The organism is Corynebacterium durum (genome assembly GCF_030408675.1).
Taxonomy (GTDB): Bacteria; Actinomycetota; Actinomycetes; order Mycobacteriales; family Mycobacteriaceae; genus Corynebacterium; species Corynebacterium durum.
Genome location: NZ_CP047200.1, coordinates 516,744 through 534,887 on the forward strand (window position 1 = coordinate 516,744; position 18,144 = coordinate 534,887).

The window sequence follows — 18,144 nt, forward strand, 5'->3', positions numbered from 1 at the left end:
TCTCAAGGATAGTGGATTGGTGTCTTGTACGACTGTGTTTGCAGCTGTCAACTACAACGGTGGTTGTGTCCACCCTCACGACACTATCGTTACAAAGCCACGGCCAGCGCAATGACACCAATGACGGCAAACGCTGCTTGTTTTGCGGCGGCACCGCGATGTGCTGTGGATTTCAGTGCCAGTGCAGCGGCGGCAATAATCATGGAACCAGCGCCTGCAAACATCAGCGCGGCCCCCACGTTATGGTGCCCTGCCAGCCACATGGCGATCCCAATACCCGCAACAATGGCGAGCATGAGGTTGTAAACACCTTGGTTATAGGCAAAAAACCGAGTGATGGCGAGTTCTTCCTCCGTGGCGTGGCCAAAAATATTACGGGCGGTGGGGCTGGCCCATGCGAAGGCTTCCAGATAAAAGATGAACACGTGAAGCAAGGCGGCAAGTCCGATAAAAATAAGTGCGACGAGAGACATAATGGCAGACAACGATGCTGAGCCTTTCTCCAAAGGGGTGTGACAACGGGTCGGAAGTATAGTCACCTGCTCTGGCTGCGGTCACGTAGCACAATTTTGGCTACCGTGGAGGTATGATTCCGATGTACACTCCTGACCAGGTTCGTGCTGCTGAGCAGCCACTTCTTGCTCGACTTGGGGAAAAGCTGATGCTGTCGGCGGCGTTTGCCGTGGCTGTGGAATGCGCCCGACTGCTTGACCACCACCCGTACGGTAAACGCGTGCTGGTGCTCGCCGGTTCAGGGGGAAATGGCGGCGATGCCCTTTATGCTGCAGAGGAACTGGAACGACGCGGAGCACATATCACTGTGTGGCAGACCTCAACCGGTCTCCATCACGCGTATCGACGCCCCGAAGAACCCACCGCTGCTGCCGCTGCTCGGGCGGATCTTATCATTGACGGAGTTGTGGGGATCGGGGCGTCTGGTGGTTTGCGTGGAGAGGCCGCGCAGGCGGCGTCGATAATCGCGGAACACGCCACTTGTCCTGTGGTCGCCGTGGATATTCCCAGCGGTGTGGACCCCATGACCGGTGTGCCAGGGGATAGTTATATTCGTGCCACCAACACAGTCACCTTTGGTGGTTTGAAGCCTGTGCATGTGCTGGGTTGGGAATACTGTGGCGATGTAGTGCTGCGTGGCCTGGGCATTGATGAGGAACTAGCGAGCATGGATCCGTGGGGTTATTCGGTGGATCGCGTGGAAAACTGGCCGCGCCCTGGGGCGGACTCCAACAAATACACCGATGGCGTTGTCGGCATTTACGCTGGTAGTGTCGCATATCCGGGTGCGGCGGTACTATGTGTGGAGGGGGCAGTGCGGGCGACGTCGCCTATGGTGCGGTACCTAGGGCCATGCGTGACCAAGGTGATTCGCGCAGTGCCCGAAGTCGTGGCGGGTGAAGGGCGAGTTCAGGCGCTTGTGATCGGACCCGGGTGCAGCGAGGATGACACGCAGCTTGCCGAACAACTCCGCAGCAACCTTCCCCTTGTGATTGATGCAACATCACTGACGCGCGTGGCGGAATCGGAGGAGCTGCGAGAACTGGTGCGTCGCAGAACCGCTTTTACTGTTCTGACCCCACACACAGGCGAATTCGCGCGCTTTGGTGTTGCTGCCCCCGAAGAATTGGCGCGTGAACTGGACGTATGCGTACTGCTGAAAGGTCGAGTTACACAGGTTGTAAGTGAAGGTGAACGCTACCTCATTGAGGCCGGGTCTAGCTGGGCGGCAACAGCAGGGTCGGGGGATGTCTTATCCGGTGTCATTGGAGCCGCTGTGGCCTACGAACCCAGCGCAGTAATGGTGGCCATGGCCGCGCGCGTCCACGCTGATGCAGCTGCGTTGTGCAACGGGCCAGTGCCCGCCCATCTCATTGCCGAAGCGCTCACACTGGTGGTCAGCCAAGCGGTGGCGCGCTAGGATTCCCGTAGATTTCATGCCTTAGCGCTATGGCTATACCCACAGAAAGATGTGTAAGCCGTCTCAAAAATAGGGAAACCCTGAATGAATTCTGTACTGTAAATGAAATTAGTGTTTTGTATGGGAAGGATTTTTGGGTGCGCAAGCAACTTTTGGCAGTGGCGACCATCGTCTCGGCACTGCTCCTCACCTCTTGTACCCAAGCTGGACAACGCTCCACCGCTGACGCGGCCACCGGCACGGCATCAGCAACTGCCGTGAACGTGAATTCGGCTGCGGAATCCTTAAGTGGAAGCACTGAGGGGGGCGTAGGTGGCGCAACGGGTGAGTCTGAGACCTCCACAGAGACCCCCACAAGCACCACGCCAGCGGTCAAACAAATAGGCATCTACGGCACTGCCGGTGACTATGATCCACTCAACACGGGACATATGTTCAACGGGCAGATCGCGGGCGTGGTCACCAACGCTCGTGACCTCAACCCCGACTATGTGGTAGACAGTGGACAGATCTACCTAGATCTCTCCGGTATGGAAACCCTGACCGAGCCAAAAACCGTATCCATCTACATCAACTCAGGGCATTTTGACCTCAAAATGCCCAAAAACGTTCCCGTGGACTTGACCTGTAAAGTTCCTTCGGAAAAAAGCAACTGTAAGACCAAAAAATACAATTCCGACGCGCCGGGAAGTATTTTCACACTCAACATCACAAGCAACACTGCTCGGGTTACTATTGCAAAGAAGTAGTTGTAGCAAAAGTTCTTTGCGGTGACTGCTCATAGATGTCAGGGCGGCACCACGTCGCCCGTCATAGGGGCGACATTCGCCTCAGAGAGGAAAAGATCGGTGACTAAGAAGATTCTTGGCGCAGGTGTCATTGCCTCTGCTGCACTGCTGTTGGCGGCATGTGGCGGTGGCGGAAGCTCCTCAGGAGGATCAGGATCCTCCAGCAGTGCCATGGCCTCCAGCTCAATGTCAACCTCGGAAAGCAGCAGTTCTAGCAGCTCAAGCGGTTCTGGTTCTTCTGGGGCTAGTGCTGGCGCGAGTGCGTCGGGCGGGTCGTCGTCAGGTTCCCATAGCGCTGCCACCGCCGTTGGTGTTGATGTTCCTGCTACCAACGGATTCGATCCACTGGGCACAGGCACCGTGTTTCAGGGGTCCATTGATGTGAGCACCAGTGATGCCAATGCCTTGGATGAGAATTACGCTGTTTCCAACGGTCAGGTGACACTGAACCTGCAGGATCTAAAACCCTTGGATAAAGACAAGACCGTCAACGTATACGTGGACGTGGGGACTGTATCGGTAACGCTGCCAGACGATGTTCCGGTGGAGATGACCGCGAAGGATTCCGTGACGCTAACGACCCCCAGCCACAAGACCTACAATGAGAGCGCTTCTGGCAAGAAGCTAACACTGAACGTTCAGGTCAACAACGGTCCCGTTACTATCGCTGAGTAGTAGTGGTGGCTGCGGGGTGATGAAGTAGAATCGTGTAGCGTGACACAGCAGACTCATCGCCCCGTTCTTGTTATTGATTTCGGCGCGCAATATGCACAACTTATTGCGCGCCGTGTGCGTGAAGCCCGGATTTATTCTGAGGTTGTTCCCCACACAGCATCCGCTGAGGACATTAAAGCTAAAAACCCGGCTGCCCTGATTCTTTCGGGCGGCCCTTCTTCTGTCTATGCCGAGGGTGCACCGTCGCTTGATGCCGGGATTTTTGATCTCGATATTCCGGTTTTTGGCATTTGTTATGGTTTCCAGGCTATGACGCATGCGCTGGGCGGCACGGTGGCTAACACGGGTAACCGTGAATATGGTCGCACTGACATGACTATTGACGGCGGTCTGCTGCACGAGGGGTTTGAACAGACGCACAAGGTGTGGATGAGCCACGGTGATGCCGTTTCCACTGCTCCCGAAGGGTTTGCTGTGACGGCTCAATCGGCGGGTGCGCCTGTCGCCGCTTTTGAAAACCTCGAACGTCGCATGGCTGGGGTGCAGTACCACCCTGAGGTAATGCACTCCCCGCACGGCCAGGAGGTGCTGGTCCGCTTTCTCACCCAGATTGCCGGGTTGGAGCAGGATTGGACCCCGGCGAACATTGCTGAGGAGCTTATCGACGCCGTACGCACCCAGGTCGGCGAGAATGGTCGCGCGATCTGCGGCCTCTCGGGTGGGGTGGATTCTGCCGTCGCCGCCGCCATCGTGCAGCGCGCCATCGGTGACCGCTTGACCTGTGTGTTTGTTGACCATGGCCTGTTGCGTGCAGGCGAGCGCGAGCAGGTGCAGAATGATTTCGTCGCCGCCACCGGCGCAAAACTGGTGACGCTGGATGAGCGTAAGGCATTTTTAGCCAAACTCGCCGGGGTAACTGACCCGGAGGATAAACGTAAGGCCATCGGTCACGAGTTCATTCGTGCCTTCGAACGCGCCGTTGCCGGAGTGCTTGCCGACGCCCCGGAAAACTCCAGCGTGGACTTCCTAGTGCAGGGAACGCTGTACCCGGATGTGGTGGAATCCGGTGGTGGGTCCGGTACCGCCAACATCAAGAGCCACCACAATGTGGGTGGTCTGCCTGATGATGTGGAATTTGACCTTGTTGAGCCATTACGCCTGCTGTTTAAAGACGAAGTGCGTGCGGTGGGTCGTGAACTTGGTCTGCCGGAGGAAATTGTCAACCGCCAGCCTTTCCCTGGCCCTGGGCTGGGGATTCGCATTATCGGCGAGGTGACCGAGGACCGCTTGGACACACTGCGTGCCGCCGATCTTATCGCCCGCACCGAGCTGACTGCAGCGGGCTTGGACTCCAAGATTTGGCAATGTCCGGTGGTGTTGCTCGCCGATGTTCGTTCCGTTGGTGTGCAGGGAGACGGACGAACCTACGGCCACCCCATTGTGTTGCGACCGGTGTCCTCCGAAGACGCCATGACTGCGGATTGGACGCGTCTGCCCTACGACGTCCTGGAACGCATCTCTACCCGCATCACCAACGAAGTCTCCGACGTGAACCGCGTTGTGCTGGACTGCACCTCCAAGCCCCCGGGAACTATTGAGTGGGAGTAAAAGTAGTGAGGCCGGTGCGTCCGTAGGAGAGTCTGCGGTGCACCACCTCGAAGGGGCCGCGCAGGTTGGCCTTTTCAAGGGCGTAGGCGATGACCAGGGTGATGGCCCAGATGAAGATGGCGATCAGCGTTGCTTCCCAGGCTCCCTGCCCCCTGCCCAGGCCGAAAGTAAACTTAGAGGTCAGCAGGACAAAGAGAATGGATTGCAGGAGGTATCCGGTCATAGACCGCTTGCCCAAGGCAATAATGGCCTGGAGCGGGACGGGCAGGGTGTAGTCGGTGTTGCTTGTCTGGGCGGCGTCGATACGCCGCTGGAAGGGGATGGTTGCCAGAGCGATGATGGCAACAATGCCGGGGCCAGTGAATTGCCCGCCGAACTGATTGAACACAAATAGTGACAGTCCGAGCCTTTCGGGCAGGGCACCAGTATCCGCCAGTCCGATGGGAATGCCGACGCCAAAGGATATGGCAACAGCGATAGTACCGGCCCATGTTAGTTGCTTCTTGTATTTTTCAGGTTGGCCCAGGACATTATTACGGGCGGCGACCATACCCAGAATCATGATTGGGCTAATGCTGAATATGCTGCTGGGGATTGCGGTGCCGAGTTGGAATCGCAGGGCGAGGCCAGTATCCCCCACAAGTGCGAGATAACTATCAGGATTGGCTAGCGTCAAGGCGGAATGGTTATTGGTCATGGAATGCAATGTGTCGGCGGGGATGAAAAAGATACTCGCAGCCATTGCAAGTGCAGAGAGCAAACACAACCCGCCCAAAACTCCGGCGATGATGAGTAACGTTTTATCTTTGAAGCGGCTCAGTAGTGCGAGAATCATGCCCATAATTCCATAGAAAAGCATGATGTCGCCGTAGAAAAGGAACGTGATGTGGAGGATGCCGAATATCGCGAGAAAGAAATAGCGCCTGATTAGTACCAGTCGTGCTTTCTTTGGTGGATAATTGCGGCGTTGCAAGCTTACAGTAATCATGCCCACGCCGTATCCCAGTAGGGTGGCGAACATGGGTAGGCCGCGCACGTGGGTGAAAATAGTGCCAATGAAGATGGCTATTTTGTCAAGAATGCTGTCATTGACAATGCCGCCAGATAGGAATCCAGGCGTGCCAACTGGCATAAGCAACCATGCTGTGGTGGCGTTGGCGGCAGCGATGCCTAATAATGTGAATCCGCGGGCACAATCGGGCGCTAACATGCGGGGTTGTGTGACTTGTATTTCGGAGCTCATGGTGTTTTTACTGTCTGTCATTCGCTTCATCTCGAAAATATATATCGCTGCGGTGAACCATCAAGTGCAGTAGTTATCGGTGCAATAATTGTATGGCTGAGATTTACGTGGTGGCGCACAGTGTGATGAAGGTCAACCCGTTATTGGGTTGTGAATTGGTTGAGTTGTCCGGTGCGTCCGTAGGAGAGTCTGCGGTGCACGGATTCGAAGGGGCCGCGTAGGTTGGCTTTTTCGAGGACGTAGGCGATGACCAGGGTGATGGCCCAGATGAGGATGGCGATCAGCGTTGCCTCCCAAGCTCCCTGGCCTCTGCCCAGGCCAATGGTGAAGGTAGAGGTCAGCAGGACAAAGAGAATGGATTGCAGCAGGTATCCGGTCATAGACCGCTTGCCCAAAGCGATAAGTGCCTGGAGTGGCACAGGCAGAATGTACTCGGTGTCGTTGGTGTGGGCGGCGTCGATACGTCGTTGCAGGGGGAGGGTGGCCAGAGCGATGGATGCGACAATGCCTGGGCCTGCCCATATGCCAGCAACCTGGTTAAGGCTTTGGAGATGCAGCACGGTGTTTTCTGGCAGGACGCCGATTTCCGCGAGTCCAAGAGGAATTCCCACACCGAAAGAAATAATGACTGCGACAATAGCGAAGCGGGTGAGTAGTGTCTTGTATTTTTCGGGTTGTACCAAAACATTGTGGCGGGCAGCCACCATGCCCAGAATCATGATAGGGAAAAAGAAAAGGAATCCTGTTAATAGATTGCCAATTTGAAAACTCAATGCAGTAAAGGCATGGCTGACCAACGTAGCATAGCTATCTGGTGCTGATAGAGTTTGCATAGCCGAGATCATTACCTCGGTTCTGGATGATCCACCTCCGGCTGAGATGTAAATCATCATAACGGCGGTGAGTATGAGGCCAAGGGTGCCCAAAACGCCAGTAATGATGAGTAGGGTTTTATCTTTGAAGCGGTAGAGCAGTGCGAGGATGATGCCCATTATCCCGTAGACGAACATGATGTCGCCGAAAAACAGCAGACTCAGATGAAGTATGCCGAATATCGCTAGGAAGAAGTAGCGCCTGATTAGTACCAGTCGTGCCTTTTTGGGCGGGTAGTTGCGGCGTTGCAGGCTCATGGCGATCATACCCACGCCGTACCCCAGCAGTGTGGCAAACATAGGTAGGCCACGCACATGGGTGAATATGGAACCAAGAATGATGGCGATTTTGTCCAGGATGCTGTTATCAACAACACCGCCGGCTGTTGATCCAGGTGTGTCGGGTGAGATGTATAGCCAGGCCGTGGTGGCATTGGCGATGGCGATTCCGAGCATGGTGAATCCTCGGGCGACGTCGGGTGCCAAAATGCGGGGTTGTGTTACTGCTGCGGAATTCATGATGGGGTTCCTATGCCTTATGCGTGTGACTTACATAGTTGTGCTTGGTGTTAGTTGCCCGCTGGCTTTTGCTCTTCTGGGTAGTGGATGGTGGTCGTTCCAACCCCAGATTTGAGATCAATGGTGAGGGTCTTTCCTTGTGCTTTGTTGTTGTAGGTTCCGGCGATGCAGTTAGTGTCGCCGATGCCGTTGGTGCAGGTTAGGGTGACAGGCATGGTACTGGGAAGATACACATCGGTATCACCCACGCCAGTATCAATGGTGATTTTCTTGTCTTCGGGCAGGGGTTCCAACCTCTGAAGGTTGAGGTTAAAAGAGCCAACACCTGCGGAGTAGTGGTCTTGGAGGTCGGTGGCCCTAGTGGCAACGTAATGCTGATCACCCACGCCACTTCTGGAACCACCGTCACCTTCTGACATGCCGGCGGCAATGATGATGCCCACGGTTCCCAACGAGCACACAGCGACGATGCCTGCAATGATCACGACAAAGGGGTTACGCTTTTTCTTCTTGGGCTTCTCTTGGACGACTGGTGTAGGTTCCGGCAGATCCCAGGCGAAGGGGGCGACTCCCAGCGGATCCCACGCGGGTGGAGTGGACGGGGAGTAAGGGGCGGTAAATCCTTCAACGGGCTGGAGCGTGGAGAGGTAGGTCTTCAGGTCTTCTGGTCGGTTGACGTCCATTTCTGTATCTTTCTCAATTAACAATCCTGCAGGTGGAGTGGGGTGTTGTGTGTGCAGGAAGTACCACGCTCCGAAGAACACTAGGTAGGCGATGAAGGCTGGGGCGATGAAGATAGTGGTAAAGGTGCCTCCGCTACCGCCGCTGAAGATCAGGAACCCAATGAGAAGAGCAATTCCTAGGTTGCGTTCCTTTCTCAGTTGAGGGTTGTTGTTTTTGTTGCCAAATAACGCTTCGGCGGGTGATATCGGTAGGGAATAGCGAGGCATGAACGCCCAGGCCAATAGGTATAGTGCGATGCCCGTGGAGTTGGCGAAGAGCACACCGATGACAAACAGCACCCGCACAATGATCGGGTCAATGTTGTAACGGACACCGATGCCTTCACACACGCCAGCGATTTTCCCTTTCCCGCCCTGGTCAGAGGGCAGTCGCACGGGTCGGGTGGCCCACATGTCGCGGAGTGTGGTGGAGGCTGTTGCAGTTGATGTATCGCTCATGGTTTTTATTGTGGCCTGCCGGGGTCTGGTTGCACATCAGGGAAAACCCCGATTTTTCCCCGATCTGTGGGAAATAAGGGATAACCCTGATGCCATCAGGGATGAAGGCATGAGAGTATCTGGAGTATGACCAACTCTGTGCAGACTGTTCAGTACCCGTACCGCACATTCACACGTCCAAAAAAGGATCGCGTGGTGGCGGGGGTTGCGGCTGGACTGAGTCAGCAACTGCGTGTCGACGTCCTGTTGGTTCGGCTGGTGCTTGTATTTTTCGCCCTTCTCAGTGGTGCAGGTTTACTGTTTTATGCCTGCCTATGGATCTGGACCAAGCCAGGAGATGCTTCAGACGGAAATGCCTACATATCTCAGGATGATGTGCGTATCCGCACTAAACACACCCTGAATCGTGCTGGTTACCTCGTGTTGGTTGTTGTGGCCATTGCGGGTGCGCTGCTTTCGTTTAGTTCCCTCACTGGGTTCGCCGGGGCGAATGTTGTGCCGTTTGGGGTGGTGGGGGTGGGTGCACTCGTCGTGTGGACCACCTACGACCGTGGCCTTGACCGGCTATGGAACGGCAATAATGCCCTTCTCATTGTGGCGGGCGTGTTACTCATGAGCATTGGCGTTGTGCTGGTGACCATAAACTGGGAAAGCCAAAAGGTATTCGGATCCACTCTTGTGGCTGTCGTGCTGACCCTGTTGGGTGTGGCTGCACTGGGATTACCGTTGTGGCTGCGCACATGGGATGCCTTGACCAAGGAGCGTTCTGAAATTGCCGCTGCCGCCGAGCGCGAGGAGATTGCGTCGAGGCTGCATGACTCGGTGCTGCAAACCCTGGCGCTGATTCAAAAACGTGCCGAGGAACCCAGTGAGGTTGCCCGTTTAGCGCGAAGCCAGGAGCGTGAACTACGCCAGTGGCTTTTTGGGTCGCAGGACAATCTCTCCGGCGGGGCATCCACTGTGTTTAAGGCCGTTGAGTTGGCGTGCGGCGAAGTGGAGGACTTGTTTGGCCTGCGCATCGCTCCGGTTTTGGTGGGGGAGGACCATCCCCTTGATGACCACACTCAGGCCGCCGTGCTGGCCTCGCGCGAGGCTATGGTCAATGCTGCGAAGCACGCGGGTGTGGCTGAGATCAATGTGTACGCAGAATCCCTGGGTGAGCATATACAGATTTACGTTCGTGACCGTGGAGCGGGCTTCAATCCCGATGAGGTGGGAGAGGATAGGCATGGTCTCCGGGAGTCCATTTACGGTCGAGTCGAGCGCGCGGGCGGCACTGTTGAGGTGAAAACAGGCGTTGGTCAAGGTACGGAAATTGTGGTTGATATGCCGGTGTAAGGTTATGTTCACCACGCGTGGAAGCGTATGTGCTGCACAATGATAAATCGCGCATGATGCTGGATTCATGAGAGGGCGAGAAACGTTAGCATGGAAGGTATGCTCTCTGTCTTCCTTGTCGATGACCACTCTGTTTTTCGGTCCGGTGTACGTGCGGAATTATCTCAAGCCGTCAACATTGTTGGTGAGGCGGGTGGTGTCACGGAAGCTATCGCGGGTATTTGCACAACACATCCCGATGTTGTGCTTCTTGACGTGCACATGCCGGATGGTGGAGGACAGGCCGTGATCCAGGGCGTCGATACGCCGACGACGTTTCTGGCGTTGAGCGTGTCTGACGCTGCTGAAGACGTCATTTCGGTTATTCGTGCCGGTGCCCGGGGGTATGTGACCAAAACCATTTCTGGGCCTGAGCTTATCGACGCTGTGCGCCGCGTCCACGACGGTGACGCCGTGTTTTCGCCGCGGCTTGCGGGGTTTGTGCTGGATGCCTTTTGTGCGCCAGACAAGCACGTGGGGGTGGGGGTTGTGGATGCTCCAGAGAAAGATGCTGCTGTAGAAGAGCGAGTCGCTGCTGGTGAATCTGCGCATGAGGATATGGAAGATCCTGATGATGATGTTCTTGATGCCCTTACGCGCCGGGAATTGGAGGTGTTGAGGCTGCTTGCCCGCGGCTACACCTATAAGGAGATTGCGGCAGATTTGTTTATTTCTGTAAAGACGGTGGAGACGCATTCTTCGAACATTCTGCGCAAGACTCAGCAGTCTAACCGCCATGCATTGACTCGATGGGCGCATTCCAGGGATTTGGACTAGGGGTGTTGCGCATGTCTGTTCGATCTATTTTAATGAAGGTGTGCCTAGAACAGAGTTTCGACTAAGTCGCGAGCCATATGAATCTCTGCGCGACTTGCCAAAGGAGCGGCGTATCGCCGCTTTACGTGAGCGAATGGCTGTCATGGGTGCTGCGGTGGGGGCGGATATGGCTGCGGCTCGACTGGATAGGGGAGCGCCGGAGCGCTTTTTCGATGTAGTTCAGCTGCCAGAACGTTTAGCGCGATGTTTTCCTGGGGGTGGTTTGCCACGTAAGGCGGTGAGCCAGGTATCTGACTGTGCCACGTTGGTGATAGAGATTATTTCGGCAGTGACGGAACAGGGCGGGTATGTTGCCGTGGTGGGGTGGGCTGATCTGTTGTTCGCTGGTGTGGTCGATTCGGGTGGAGATGTGTCAAAAATTGTGTCGGTACCCGATCCGGGTATTGACGCCCTGCCTGTCGCCGCAGTGTTCGCAGAGGGGATGGATATGGTGGTATGTCGCTCAGCCGCGCCCCGTCGGCTCACTCCCACGAATGCTCGGCCTTTCTTGGCAAAAGTGCGTCAGGGTTCCGCAGCAATGCTCCTTGCGGGAATCAGTGTTCCCAGCCCCGCACTCACCGTGTCTGCGCAGGTCACAAAGATCTATGGACTTCACCGTGGGGGCGGGCGCATTCGGGGACTGGACGTGGAGGTAGAGGCGGCGTCGAAAAGCGCCGATCATCAGCGGATACGCACGCTTCTCAGGTGCGGGGAAGCCGCCCAGATGGAACCATCGCCGGGGCCTGGACTGCAAGCGGTGTCATGACCGTAACATCAGAGCAGCGCTTTTTGGCGTTGTGGTTTCCCGATTGGCCTGCCCAAGCGGTGGCGTGCGCAGACCATCACGATAACCAAGCCCCCAGGGTGGTGACAGGTGAGGGGAAAAACCGTGCCGTTGTGTGGGTCTGCTCAGCATCGGCGCGGGCGATGGGGATTCGGCGTGGCATGAAGCTTCGGTACGCCCAGGCGCTCTGCCCAAACCTGGAGATCGCGGGCTACGACCAGGAACGCGACGCGTGCATGTTTGAACCTATCCTCGCAGGTCTGGACCAGATCGCCGCAGGCGTGGAGGTACTGCGACCTGGTTTGGCGGTGGTGGATGCAGGGGCGGCAGCACGTTACCACGGCTCGGAACACACGGCGGCCCAGCTGCTTATCGACGCCTCCGCCTCCGCAGGCATCGATTCCTGCGCGGGTATTGCCGGAGAACTGTTCACGGCACTCATTGCCGCGCGTGTCGGTGCGGTCGTTCCGCCTGGGGTGGGTGAAGGGCGGGCTTTCCTCCGCCCGCTGTCCATCACCCTGCTGTCAGCGGAAGAAGCCTTGGGCTGTGATCCCGAAACCGTGGCAAGCTTCCAGCAGCTTGGCATCCGCACCCTTGGGGAACTGGCGGACTTGCCCTACAAGAAGGTGGTCACCCGTTTTGGAGAGGCGGGTCAGCGCTGCCACGATATTGCCCATGCGCACCCCAGTCGTAGCATCGCACCGCCGCTTCCCACTGATGATCTGCGCGTCATGCACGAACCCGATGACCCCATCGTGCGTGTCGACGTCGCGGCCTTCCTCGCACGCCAACTAGCCACCGCTCTGCACGCACGCCTTGCGCGCGCCGGGGTGGTATGCCACCTGCTGACGGTGCGCGCCACCATGGCGAATGGTGACACCGTGGAGCGGACCTGGCGCACTCGCGATGCGCTCACAGAACACGCCACGGCTGATCGGGTGCGGTGGCAACTGGATGGCTGGTTGACTACGCGGCGTACAGGGGGTGACTGGGCGTCGACAAGCAGTGATGACGGTGTGGTCCGCCTAGAGCTTGACCCCGTCGAATGCGTTGCGCCGCAACAGGATGCCTCAGGGTTGTGGGGCGCACGGGGGGAGCGTGAAGCGGCGGTGCAGCGTGTGGTCGCCCGAGTCCAATCAACACTGGGTACGGACGCGGTGCTGCAACCACGGCATGTCGGTGGGCGAGGTCCTGCTGAACGTATTGACTATGTTCCCTTTGGCGAGGAACGTCCCTACCCCCGTGATCCTGACGGGGCGTGGCCTGGGCGGATACCGGCACCACACCCGGCACAAGGGTATGCAACTGCGGAACCCGGCGGTTCATGCGTGGCACTGTACGACCAGCATGACCGGGCCATTATTGTGACCCAAGACGTGCAACTGAGTGCCCAGCCTGCAACGCTGCAGTGGGGCCAGCGTCGCTTTGACATATGCGGATGGGCGGGGCCATGGGGAGTGGATGAACGCTGGTGGACGCCCCACGGAAAGACATACGCACGCCTGCACGTTGCGGGGACAGAAACGGGTGATGATGCGTCACAGAAACGTGAAACGGCCTGGCTCCTGGTGTGGAGCGCAGGCCGGTGGGGGATAGAAGGAAGCTACAGTTAAGAGGAAATATCCAACACTAGGCGCACAGGATCCTTCAGCACCTGTACCGAATACGGCTTGGCGGAACCCTTGATGCCCACCACGAATTGTGAACGCCCCTCAAACGTTCCTGCGCTTACCACTTCCGTGACAATCCCACCTGAGCCGGGGACGGGGTTGAGCCGCGGGTCAGGAATGCCCACCTCAAATGGATATGCGGTGCCATCAATATTGATGTTCAATGCCGTGTCACCCGTGTACTCCACGGGACTGCCGCTGCCCTGCTGGGTGGGGGAATCAGAGTAATCAATGAACCACCCTGGGTCGCCTGACCCATGGAACTCAAAGACGATACGCTCGAACCCCTCATGAGTACCCACGCGCACATTCGTCACGACTAACTGTGCCGGGGCGCCCGGTCGCTGAGTTTTAAGGTTCGTATTAGCGCTTCCCAAGGAACGCATGCCGGCATCGGGGGCTGGTGGTGTGGTTTCGGAACTGCCGGAACCGGAAGAAGCGGACAATGTAGAAGCAACAGAATCGGAACCACTGTGGGCGGTAGATGTGCCTGAATCAACACAGGCGGTCACACAGGCTGCAAAAACGATAGTGCCCACGACGGCAACTGCAGCACGACCAAAAACAAAAGCCGGGGATGCGGTCATGCACCCAACCGTAGTACCAAATAATTGTGTAGAAAACTCAGAAAGGTACAAAAACAGAAAACTTTAACAAAACGTGATAAAAACGTGAGCGTTCGGTGTTTTTTGGACGATTTTCGGGTGGTTTGTAGCAGATTTCTGGAAGATTTCTAGCGGCCTGCGACGCACACTATTGTGGACACCATGACCACAACCACACCTGAAACTCGTTGCTCACAAGTGGTGCGTGAACCCCTTCCCGGAACGGCAAAAACTGGGACGACCTACGTGGCGCTCGAACACCTCCGTGGCTGGGGCAGGGACGTGCTGGACGGTGAAGCGTTAGGGGAAGAACTCACACCACTCGTGGCGGCGCACCTCAAAAAATGGAGTGCAAGCCTGCAGCTCATCCGCAAACCCGGGCGGGCGGGGCAACATCGGCCCCGCCGAAAGATGTATCTCATCTACACCGGCGATGGCGACACCCCGCCCGCCATGGAAGAACTCGATGTAGATGGGCCGGAAACAATACTTGAACTGGATCTTTCCGGTCCCGGTGCGAATGCTAGCCTTGGTGCGCGGTCTGTGGACCACCCCATCCTGCTCGTCTGTTCTCACGGCAAACGCGATACCTGCTGTGCCCTCAAAGGACGTCCCGTAGCAGCCGCCCTGCAGACCTGTTTTTACGGTGATGAAATATGGGAGTCCTCCCACACCAAGGGGCATCGCTTTGCGGCATCCATGCTGCTCATGCCCTGGGGATACTCCTATGGCAGGCTCAACTCTGCCGCTGCCATCGATATGCTGAAGCACGCGACCCGTGGTGAGATGTTCCTCCCTGGTAATCGCGGACGGGGCTGTTTTGATGCGCCTGGGCAGGTTGCAGAGCTTGTGGTTGCCGACAGGGTGATCAGCGCTGAAGGCTCGTTGGACGTGGGGACTCTGCGAGTGGACGCGGAACTCAACGAGCCTGGGGACGTTGACGGAATGGCGGCTGATGAAATGGTGGTGCGCCGCGTGGCCCATTCGGACGGGAGGGTGTGGCGGGTACAACTGAAACAACGCCCTGTGGAGGGCGTTGTGGCGTCATGCGGGGATGCTCCCAAACAGGGCAGCACGTGGGTGGTTGTGGACGTACAACCGATGGAGGACATCGAGTAGTTTAGCGGCGCATGATTTTTTTGGACAGGAAATTGCCCAGGAGCTGCGCCACCTGAACAATGAGGATGATCACGATGGTGCCGGCAAGTGTAATTGTCGGATTGAATGCGTTGTAGCCGTAGGTAATGGCAAAGTCGCCAAGTCCGCCGCCGCCGATGTAGCCCGCCATGGCGGACATATCAACCACAGCAATGAAGATGAACGTGAATCCCAAAATCAGGGGACCGAGCGCTTCACGAATGATCACTGAGACAATGATCTGCAAGGGGGAGGCGCCCATGGCACGAGCCGCTTCAATGACCCCAGGGTCAATAGACACAAGGTTTTGTTCCACGATGCGGGCGACACCAAATGTGGCCGCGATGGACATGACGAAAATGGCGGCTTCAGTACCGATCGTGGTACCAATGACGCTGCGGGTCAGGGGGCCGATGGCAGCAATCAGAATGATGAACGGAATGGGACGAACAAAGTTCACCAGAATGTTGAGGATTGTGTAGACGAACTTGTTGCTCAGTACGCCGTTTTCACGCGTGGTGTAGAGCAGTGTTCCCAGTGCTAAGCCAGCTATGCCGCCAATGAGGATGGTGAGGCTCACCATCACTAGTGTTTCCCCGAATGCTGTGCTGAAGTCTTCGCCGGAAAAAACCTCCAGAATGTCGTTGATCATCGTACGATCTCCTCAATGTCAGTGTTGCGGGAAATGCGCTCGTAGAACTCGTTGATAACATCGTCCGGTCCGGTCAGGCGGACCGTGACTTTGCCAAAAGAATGCCCTTGAAGGGTGGTGATACCGCCGTGGACAATACTGATGCCTACCCCCTTTTCACGGGCCGCAGCCGAGGAAGCGAAAAAACCAGAATTTTCACTGAGGTCGATGGTGAATAACCGTCCCTCATGGATGAGAAGATCGTCCGCCTCTACCAGATCCGGGGTGTTGCGGAGGCTGGTGGCAACAAACTTCTTGGCTACATCGGTGCGTGGGTTGGAGAAAACCTCGTACACGCTGCCGTATTCGACGATACGGCCGCTTTCCATCACGGCAACACGATCAGCAATGGAGCGCACGACGTCCATTTCGTGAGTAATCACCACGATGGTGATGCCGAACTCTTTGTTTACTCGTCGCAGCAATTCCAACACGTCGTGCGTGGTTTCAGGATCAAGGGCCGAGGTGGATTCGTCTGCAAGGAGGAGACGGGGGTTTGTGGCTAGAGCTCGGGCGATACCAACGCGCTGTTTCTGACCACCGGACAATTCCTCTGGGTAGCTTGTTCCCTTGTCTGCCAGGCCCACGAATTCAAGCAGTTCCTGCACGCGTTGCTCACGCTTGTGCTTATCGACACCCGCCAGCTTCAGCGGATACGCAATGTTTCCAGCTGCGGTACGTGAGGAAAATAGGTTGAACTGCTGGAAGATCATTCCAATCTTGCGGCGCAAGCCACGCAGTTCACGCTCGGGCATGTTCACGATATTGACGCCGTCCAGCAGTACATCGCCTGAGGTGGGTGTGTCTAGGCCGTTGATCATGCGCACGAGGGTAGATTTACCTGCGCCAGAGTAGCCAATGATGCCAATAATCTCACCCGGTTCAATGGTGAGGTTTACATCGGACAGTGCGGTGGTGGTGCGGTTGAACACCTTGGATAGGTTGCGGAACTCGACTCGGGTTCCTTGGGGAGTATCTGGAGACGTCACGGGATTCTTTCCTGTAGGGGGAGAGGCTGGCTGTCTATCGGGGCGTCGATAAGCAGCCATGAGGCGTGAGTGAAATGCGGAAACCCCGCGGCGGGCGCGGGGGAGAGCTGCGGGGTTTAAGCAGCCTTATTTCTTTTCCGCTTCTTCGAGACGCTTCAAAATGTCCTTCAGCTCTGCTTTGGGGCGGTTGACCTCAATGGCAGTGCCTTTGGAATCTTCCTGGTTGGCGGCAATAACCTCTGGGTCGTGCCACAGTTCCACAAGCTTGGCTATTTTCTCATCATCTTGCTTATCGGCCTTAGTGACAAACACATTGATGTAGGGCTCGGCCTCGGGGGAATCAGGGTTGTCCTTGAATACTGCTGTTGTGGGATCAATTCCGGCACGCTCAAGGAAGGAGTTATTGATGATCGCGGGGCGGCCCTCGCCATATGCCGATGTGGTTTGGGCGGCGTTAACTGGAGTGACCTTGACTTTAGAGGCGCCTTCATCGATATCGCCAGGAGTGGGGGTGACGATATTTTCGGACTTCAGTTTCACAAGTTCCGCCTGTACAAGAACGTTAATCGCGCGTCCCTGGTTAGAAGGGTCGTTGGGAATGACGATATCTTGACCGTCAATTCCATCGAGCGATGAGTGGTCTTTCCAATAGATGGCCAGCGGTACGATCTGCGTGGAGCCGACGGGTGTGAGATCATCTTCGGCACCTGTGTTGTATTCGGCGAGGAATTTCAGGTGCTGGAATAGGTTAGCGTCCAATTGTCCCTCGGACAGGGCGCGGTTAGGGGCGTTGTAATCGCTAAATGCCTGGAGTTTGATGTTGATGTCGTTGTCTTTGGCTTTTTTCTCCAGCACTTTCCAGGACTTTAATTGTGGTTCCGTGGTGCCGATGCGGATGGTGGAACTGTCAGTGGATCCGCCTGAGCATGCCACCAGAGTAGCAGCGGCGAAGGCGCTAGCAATGGTGATGGCGGCGGCGCGGCGAAGGAAACGACGTGCAGACATGATTGATTCCTTAAGGTTTGTTTTTTGGGGTGTATCGTACGCGGTTATCGATATAGACAGAGCTTTCTAGTTGGTTGTCTACCGTAGCATTGTGGTGGTTATATGTACAGCTCGGTCTATATTATATTGGCTTCATTGTGGGATAAATCACTATAGTGGACTTGCTTGGGGAGGGGTGTCCATGTTTTCGATTATGTATGTTATCCGTTGGCTGATGGCTGGGGACGTGGGGGATTATTTCTCGTGTTTGT

General features: G+C 56.4%; 18 protein-coding genes. 9 read left to right on the forward strand and 9 right to left on the reverse strand.

Features of this window, described 5'->3' with window-relative positions; genetic code table 11:
• Positions 1 to 89 precede the first annotated feature (89 nt).
• Positions 90 to 473, reverse strand: a complete 384-nt coding sequence (locus CDUR_RS02385) for a DUF1304 domain-containing protein (protein WP_179418840.1) — start codon at positions 471 to 473, stop codon at positions 90 to 92.
• Between the two features lie 113 nt (positions 474 to 586).
• On the opposite strand from CDUR_RS02385, the gene CDUR_RS02390 reads away from it, so the two are divergent.
• Positions 587 to 1,933 (forward strand): NAD(P)H-hydrate epimerase, encoded by a 1,347-nt coding sequence (locus CDUR_RS02390; RefSeq protein WP_179418841.1) that lies wholly within the window; start codon positions 587 to 589, stop codon positions 1,931 to 1,933.
• A gap of 137 nt (positions 1,934 to 2,070) precedes the next feature.
• Positions 2,071 to 2,682 carry a hypothetical protein gene (locus CDUR_RS02395; protein WP_179418842.1) on the forward strand — a complete coding sequence of 204 codons (612 nt, stop codon included), beginning with the start codon at positions 2,071 to 2,073 and terminating at the stop codon, positions 2,680 to 2,682.
• 38 nt (positions 2,683 to 2,720) lie between these two features.
• Here the strand turns inward: CDUR_RS02395 and CDUR_RS02400 are convergent, their stop codons facing one another.
• Positions 2,721 to 3,074: a hypothetical protein gene (locus CDUR_RS02400; protein ID WP_290208018.1), complete on the reverse strand. Its 354-nt coding sequence runs from the start codon at positions 3,072 to 3,074 to the stop codon at positions 2,721 to 2,723.
• 28 nt (positions 3,075 to 3,102) lie between these two features.
• On the opposite strand from CDUR_RS02400, the gene CDUR_RS02405 reads away from it, so the two are divergent.
• Together CDUR_RS02405 and guaA are read left to right on the forward strand one after the other, a co-directional pair.
• Positions 3,103 to 3,396, forward strand: coding sequence for a hypothetical protein (locus CDUR_RS02405; protein WP_060996048.1), 294 nt, complete (start codon positions 3,103 to 3,105; stop codon positions 3,394 to 3,396).
• A 39-nt stretch (positions 3,397 to 3,435) separates the two neighbouring features.
• The gene (gene guaA / locus CDUR_RS02410; protein ID WP_179418844.1) at positions 3,436 to 5,004 is read left to right on the forward strand and encodes a glutamine-hydrolyzing GMP synthase; all 1,569 of its coding nucleotides are present in this window, start codon (positions 3,436 to 3,438) and stop codon (positions 5,002 to 5,004) included.
• Here guaA and CDUR_RS02415 read toward each other — a convergent pair.
• From CDUR_RS02415 to CDUR_RS02425, 3 genes are all read right to left on the reverse strand, one after another.
• A complete protein-coding gene (locus CDUR_RS02415) occupies positions 4,988 to 6,268 on the reverse strand; it encodes a DUF418 domain-containing protein (protein WP_179418845.1) in 1,281 nt (426 codons plus the stop codon). The two genes, guaA and CDUR_RS02415, sit on opposite strands and share 17 nt — an antisense overlap.
• Positions 6,269 to 6,387: 119 nt before the next feature.
• Positions 6,388 to 7,638: a DUF418 domain-containing protein gene (locus CDUR_RS02420; RefSeq protein WP_179418846.1), complete on the reverse strand. Its 1,251-nt coding sequence runs from the start codon at positions 7,636 to 7,638 to the stop codon at positions 6,388 to 6,390.
• A 50-nt stretch (positions 7,639 to 7,688) separates the two neighbouring features.
• Positions 7,689 to 8,819: a PspC domain-containing protein gene (locus CDUR_RS02425; protein ID WP_179418847.1), complete on the reverse strand. Its 1,131-nt coding sequence runs from the start codon at positions 8,817 to 8,819 to the stop codon at positions 7,689 to 7,691.
• 126 nt (positions 8,820 to 8,945) lie between these two features.
• Here CDUR_RS02425 and CDUR_RS02430 point away from each other — a divergent pair, with 126 nt between their 5' ends.
• From CDUR_RS02430 to CDUR_RS02445, 4 genes are all read left to right on the forward strand, one after another.
• Positions 8,946 to 10,157, forward strand: coding sequence for an ATP-binding protein (locus tag CDUR_RS02430; protein ID WP_006062629.1), 1,212 nt, complete (start codon positions 8,946 to 8,948; stop codon positions 10,155 to 10,157).
• Between the two features lie 99 nt (positions 10,158 to 10,256).
• Positions 10,257 to 10,973 (forward strand): LuxR C-terminal-related transcriptional regulator, encoded by a 717-nt coding sequence (locus CDUR_RS02435; RefSeq protein WP_040359131.1) that lies wholly within the window; start codon positions 10,257 to 10,259, stop codon positions 10,971 to 10,973.
• Between the two features lie 94 nt (positions 10,974 to 11,067).
• Positions 11,068 to 11,778, forward strand: coding sequence for a DnaE2-dependent mutagenesis accessory factor ImuA' (gene imuA', locus CDUR_RS02440; protein WP_290208019.1), 711 nt, complete (start codon positions 11,068 to 11,070; stop codon positions 11,776 to 11,778).
• The gene (locus tag CDUR_RS02445) at positions 11,775 to 13,409 is read left to right on the forward strand and encodes a DNA polymerase Y family protein (protein WP_179418849.1); all 1,635 of its coding nucleotides are present in this window, start codon (positions 11,775 to 11,777) and stop codon (positions 13,407 to 13,409) included. The genes imuA' and CDUR_RS02445 overlap by 4 nt, the downstream gene beginning before the upstream one ends.
• Here CDUR_RS02445 and CDUR_RS02450 read toward each other — a convergent pair.
• Entirely contained in the window at positions 13,406 to 14,053 is a 648-nt protein-coding gene (locus tag CDUR_RS02450; RefSeq protein WP_179418850.1) for an AMIN-like domain-containing (lipo)protein, read from the reverse strand. The genes CDUR_RS02445 and CDUR_RS02450 overlap by 4 nt on opposite strands.
• Before the next feature lie 180 nt (positions 14,054 to 14,233).
• Here CDUR_RS02450 and CDUR_RS02455 point away from each other — a divergent pair, with 180 nt between their 5' ends.
• Positions 14,234 to 15,190, forward strand: a complete 957-nt coding sequence (locus CDUR_RS02455; RefSeq protein WP_179418851.1) for a ferredoxin family protein — start codon at positions 14,234 to 14,236, stop codon at positions 15,188 to 15,190.
• Between the two features lies 1 nt (position 15,191).
• On the opposite strand, the gene CDUR_RS02460 is transcribed toward CDUR_RS02455, so the two are convergent.
• The 3 genes from CDUR_RS02460 to CDUR_RS02470 form a co-directional block, all read right to left on the reverse strand.
• The gene (locus CDUR_RS02460; RefSeq protein ID WP_179418852.1) at positions 15,192 to 15,860 is read right to left on the reverse strand and encodes a methionine ABC transporter permease; all 669 of its coding nucleotides are present in this window, start codon (positions 15,858 to 15,860) and stop codon (positions 15,192 to 15,194) included.
• Positions 15,857 to 16,948 (reverse strand): methionine ABC transporter ATP-binding protein, encoded by a 1,092-nt coding sequence (locus tag CDUR_RS02465; protein WP_390886541.1) that lies wholly within the window; start codon positions 16,946 to 16,948, stop codon positions 15,857 to 15,859. Before CDUR_RS02465 ends, CDUR_RS02460 begins: the two co-directional genes overlap by 4 nt.
• Before the next feature lie 66 nt (positions 16,949 to 17,014).
• Entirely contained in the window at positions 17,015 to 17,893 is an 879-nt protein-coding gene (locus CDUR_RS02470) for a MetQ/NlpA family ABC transporter substrate-binding protein (RefSeq protein ID WP_179418854.1), read from the reverse strand.
• Between the last annotated feature and the right edge of the window lie 251 nt (positions 17,894 to 18,144).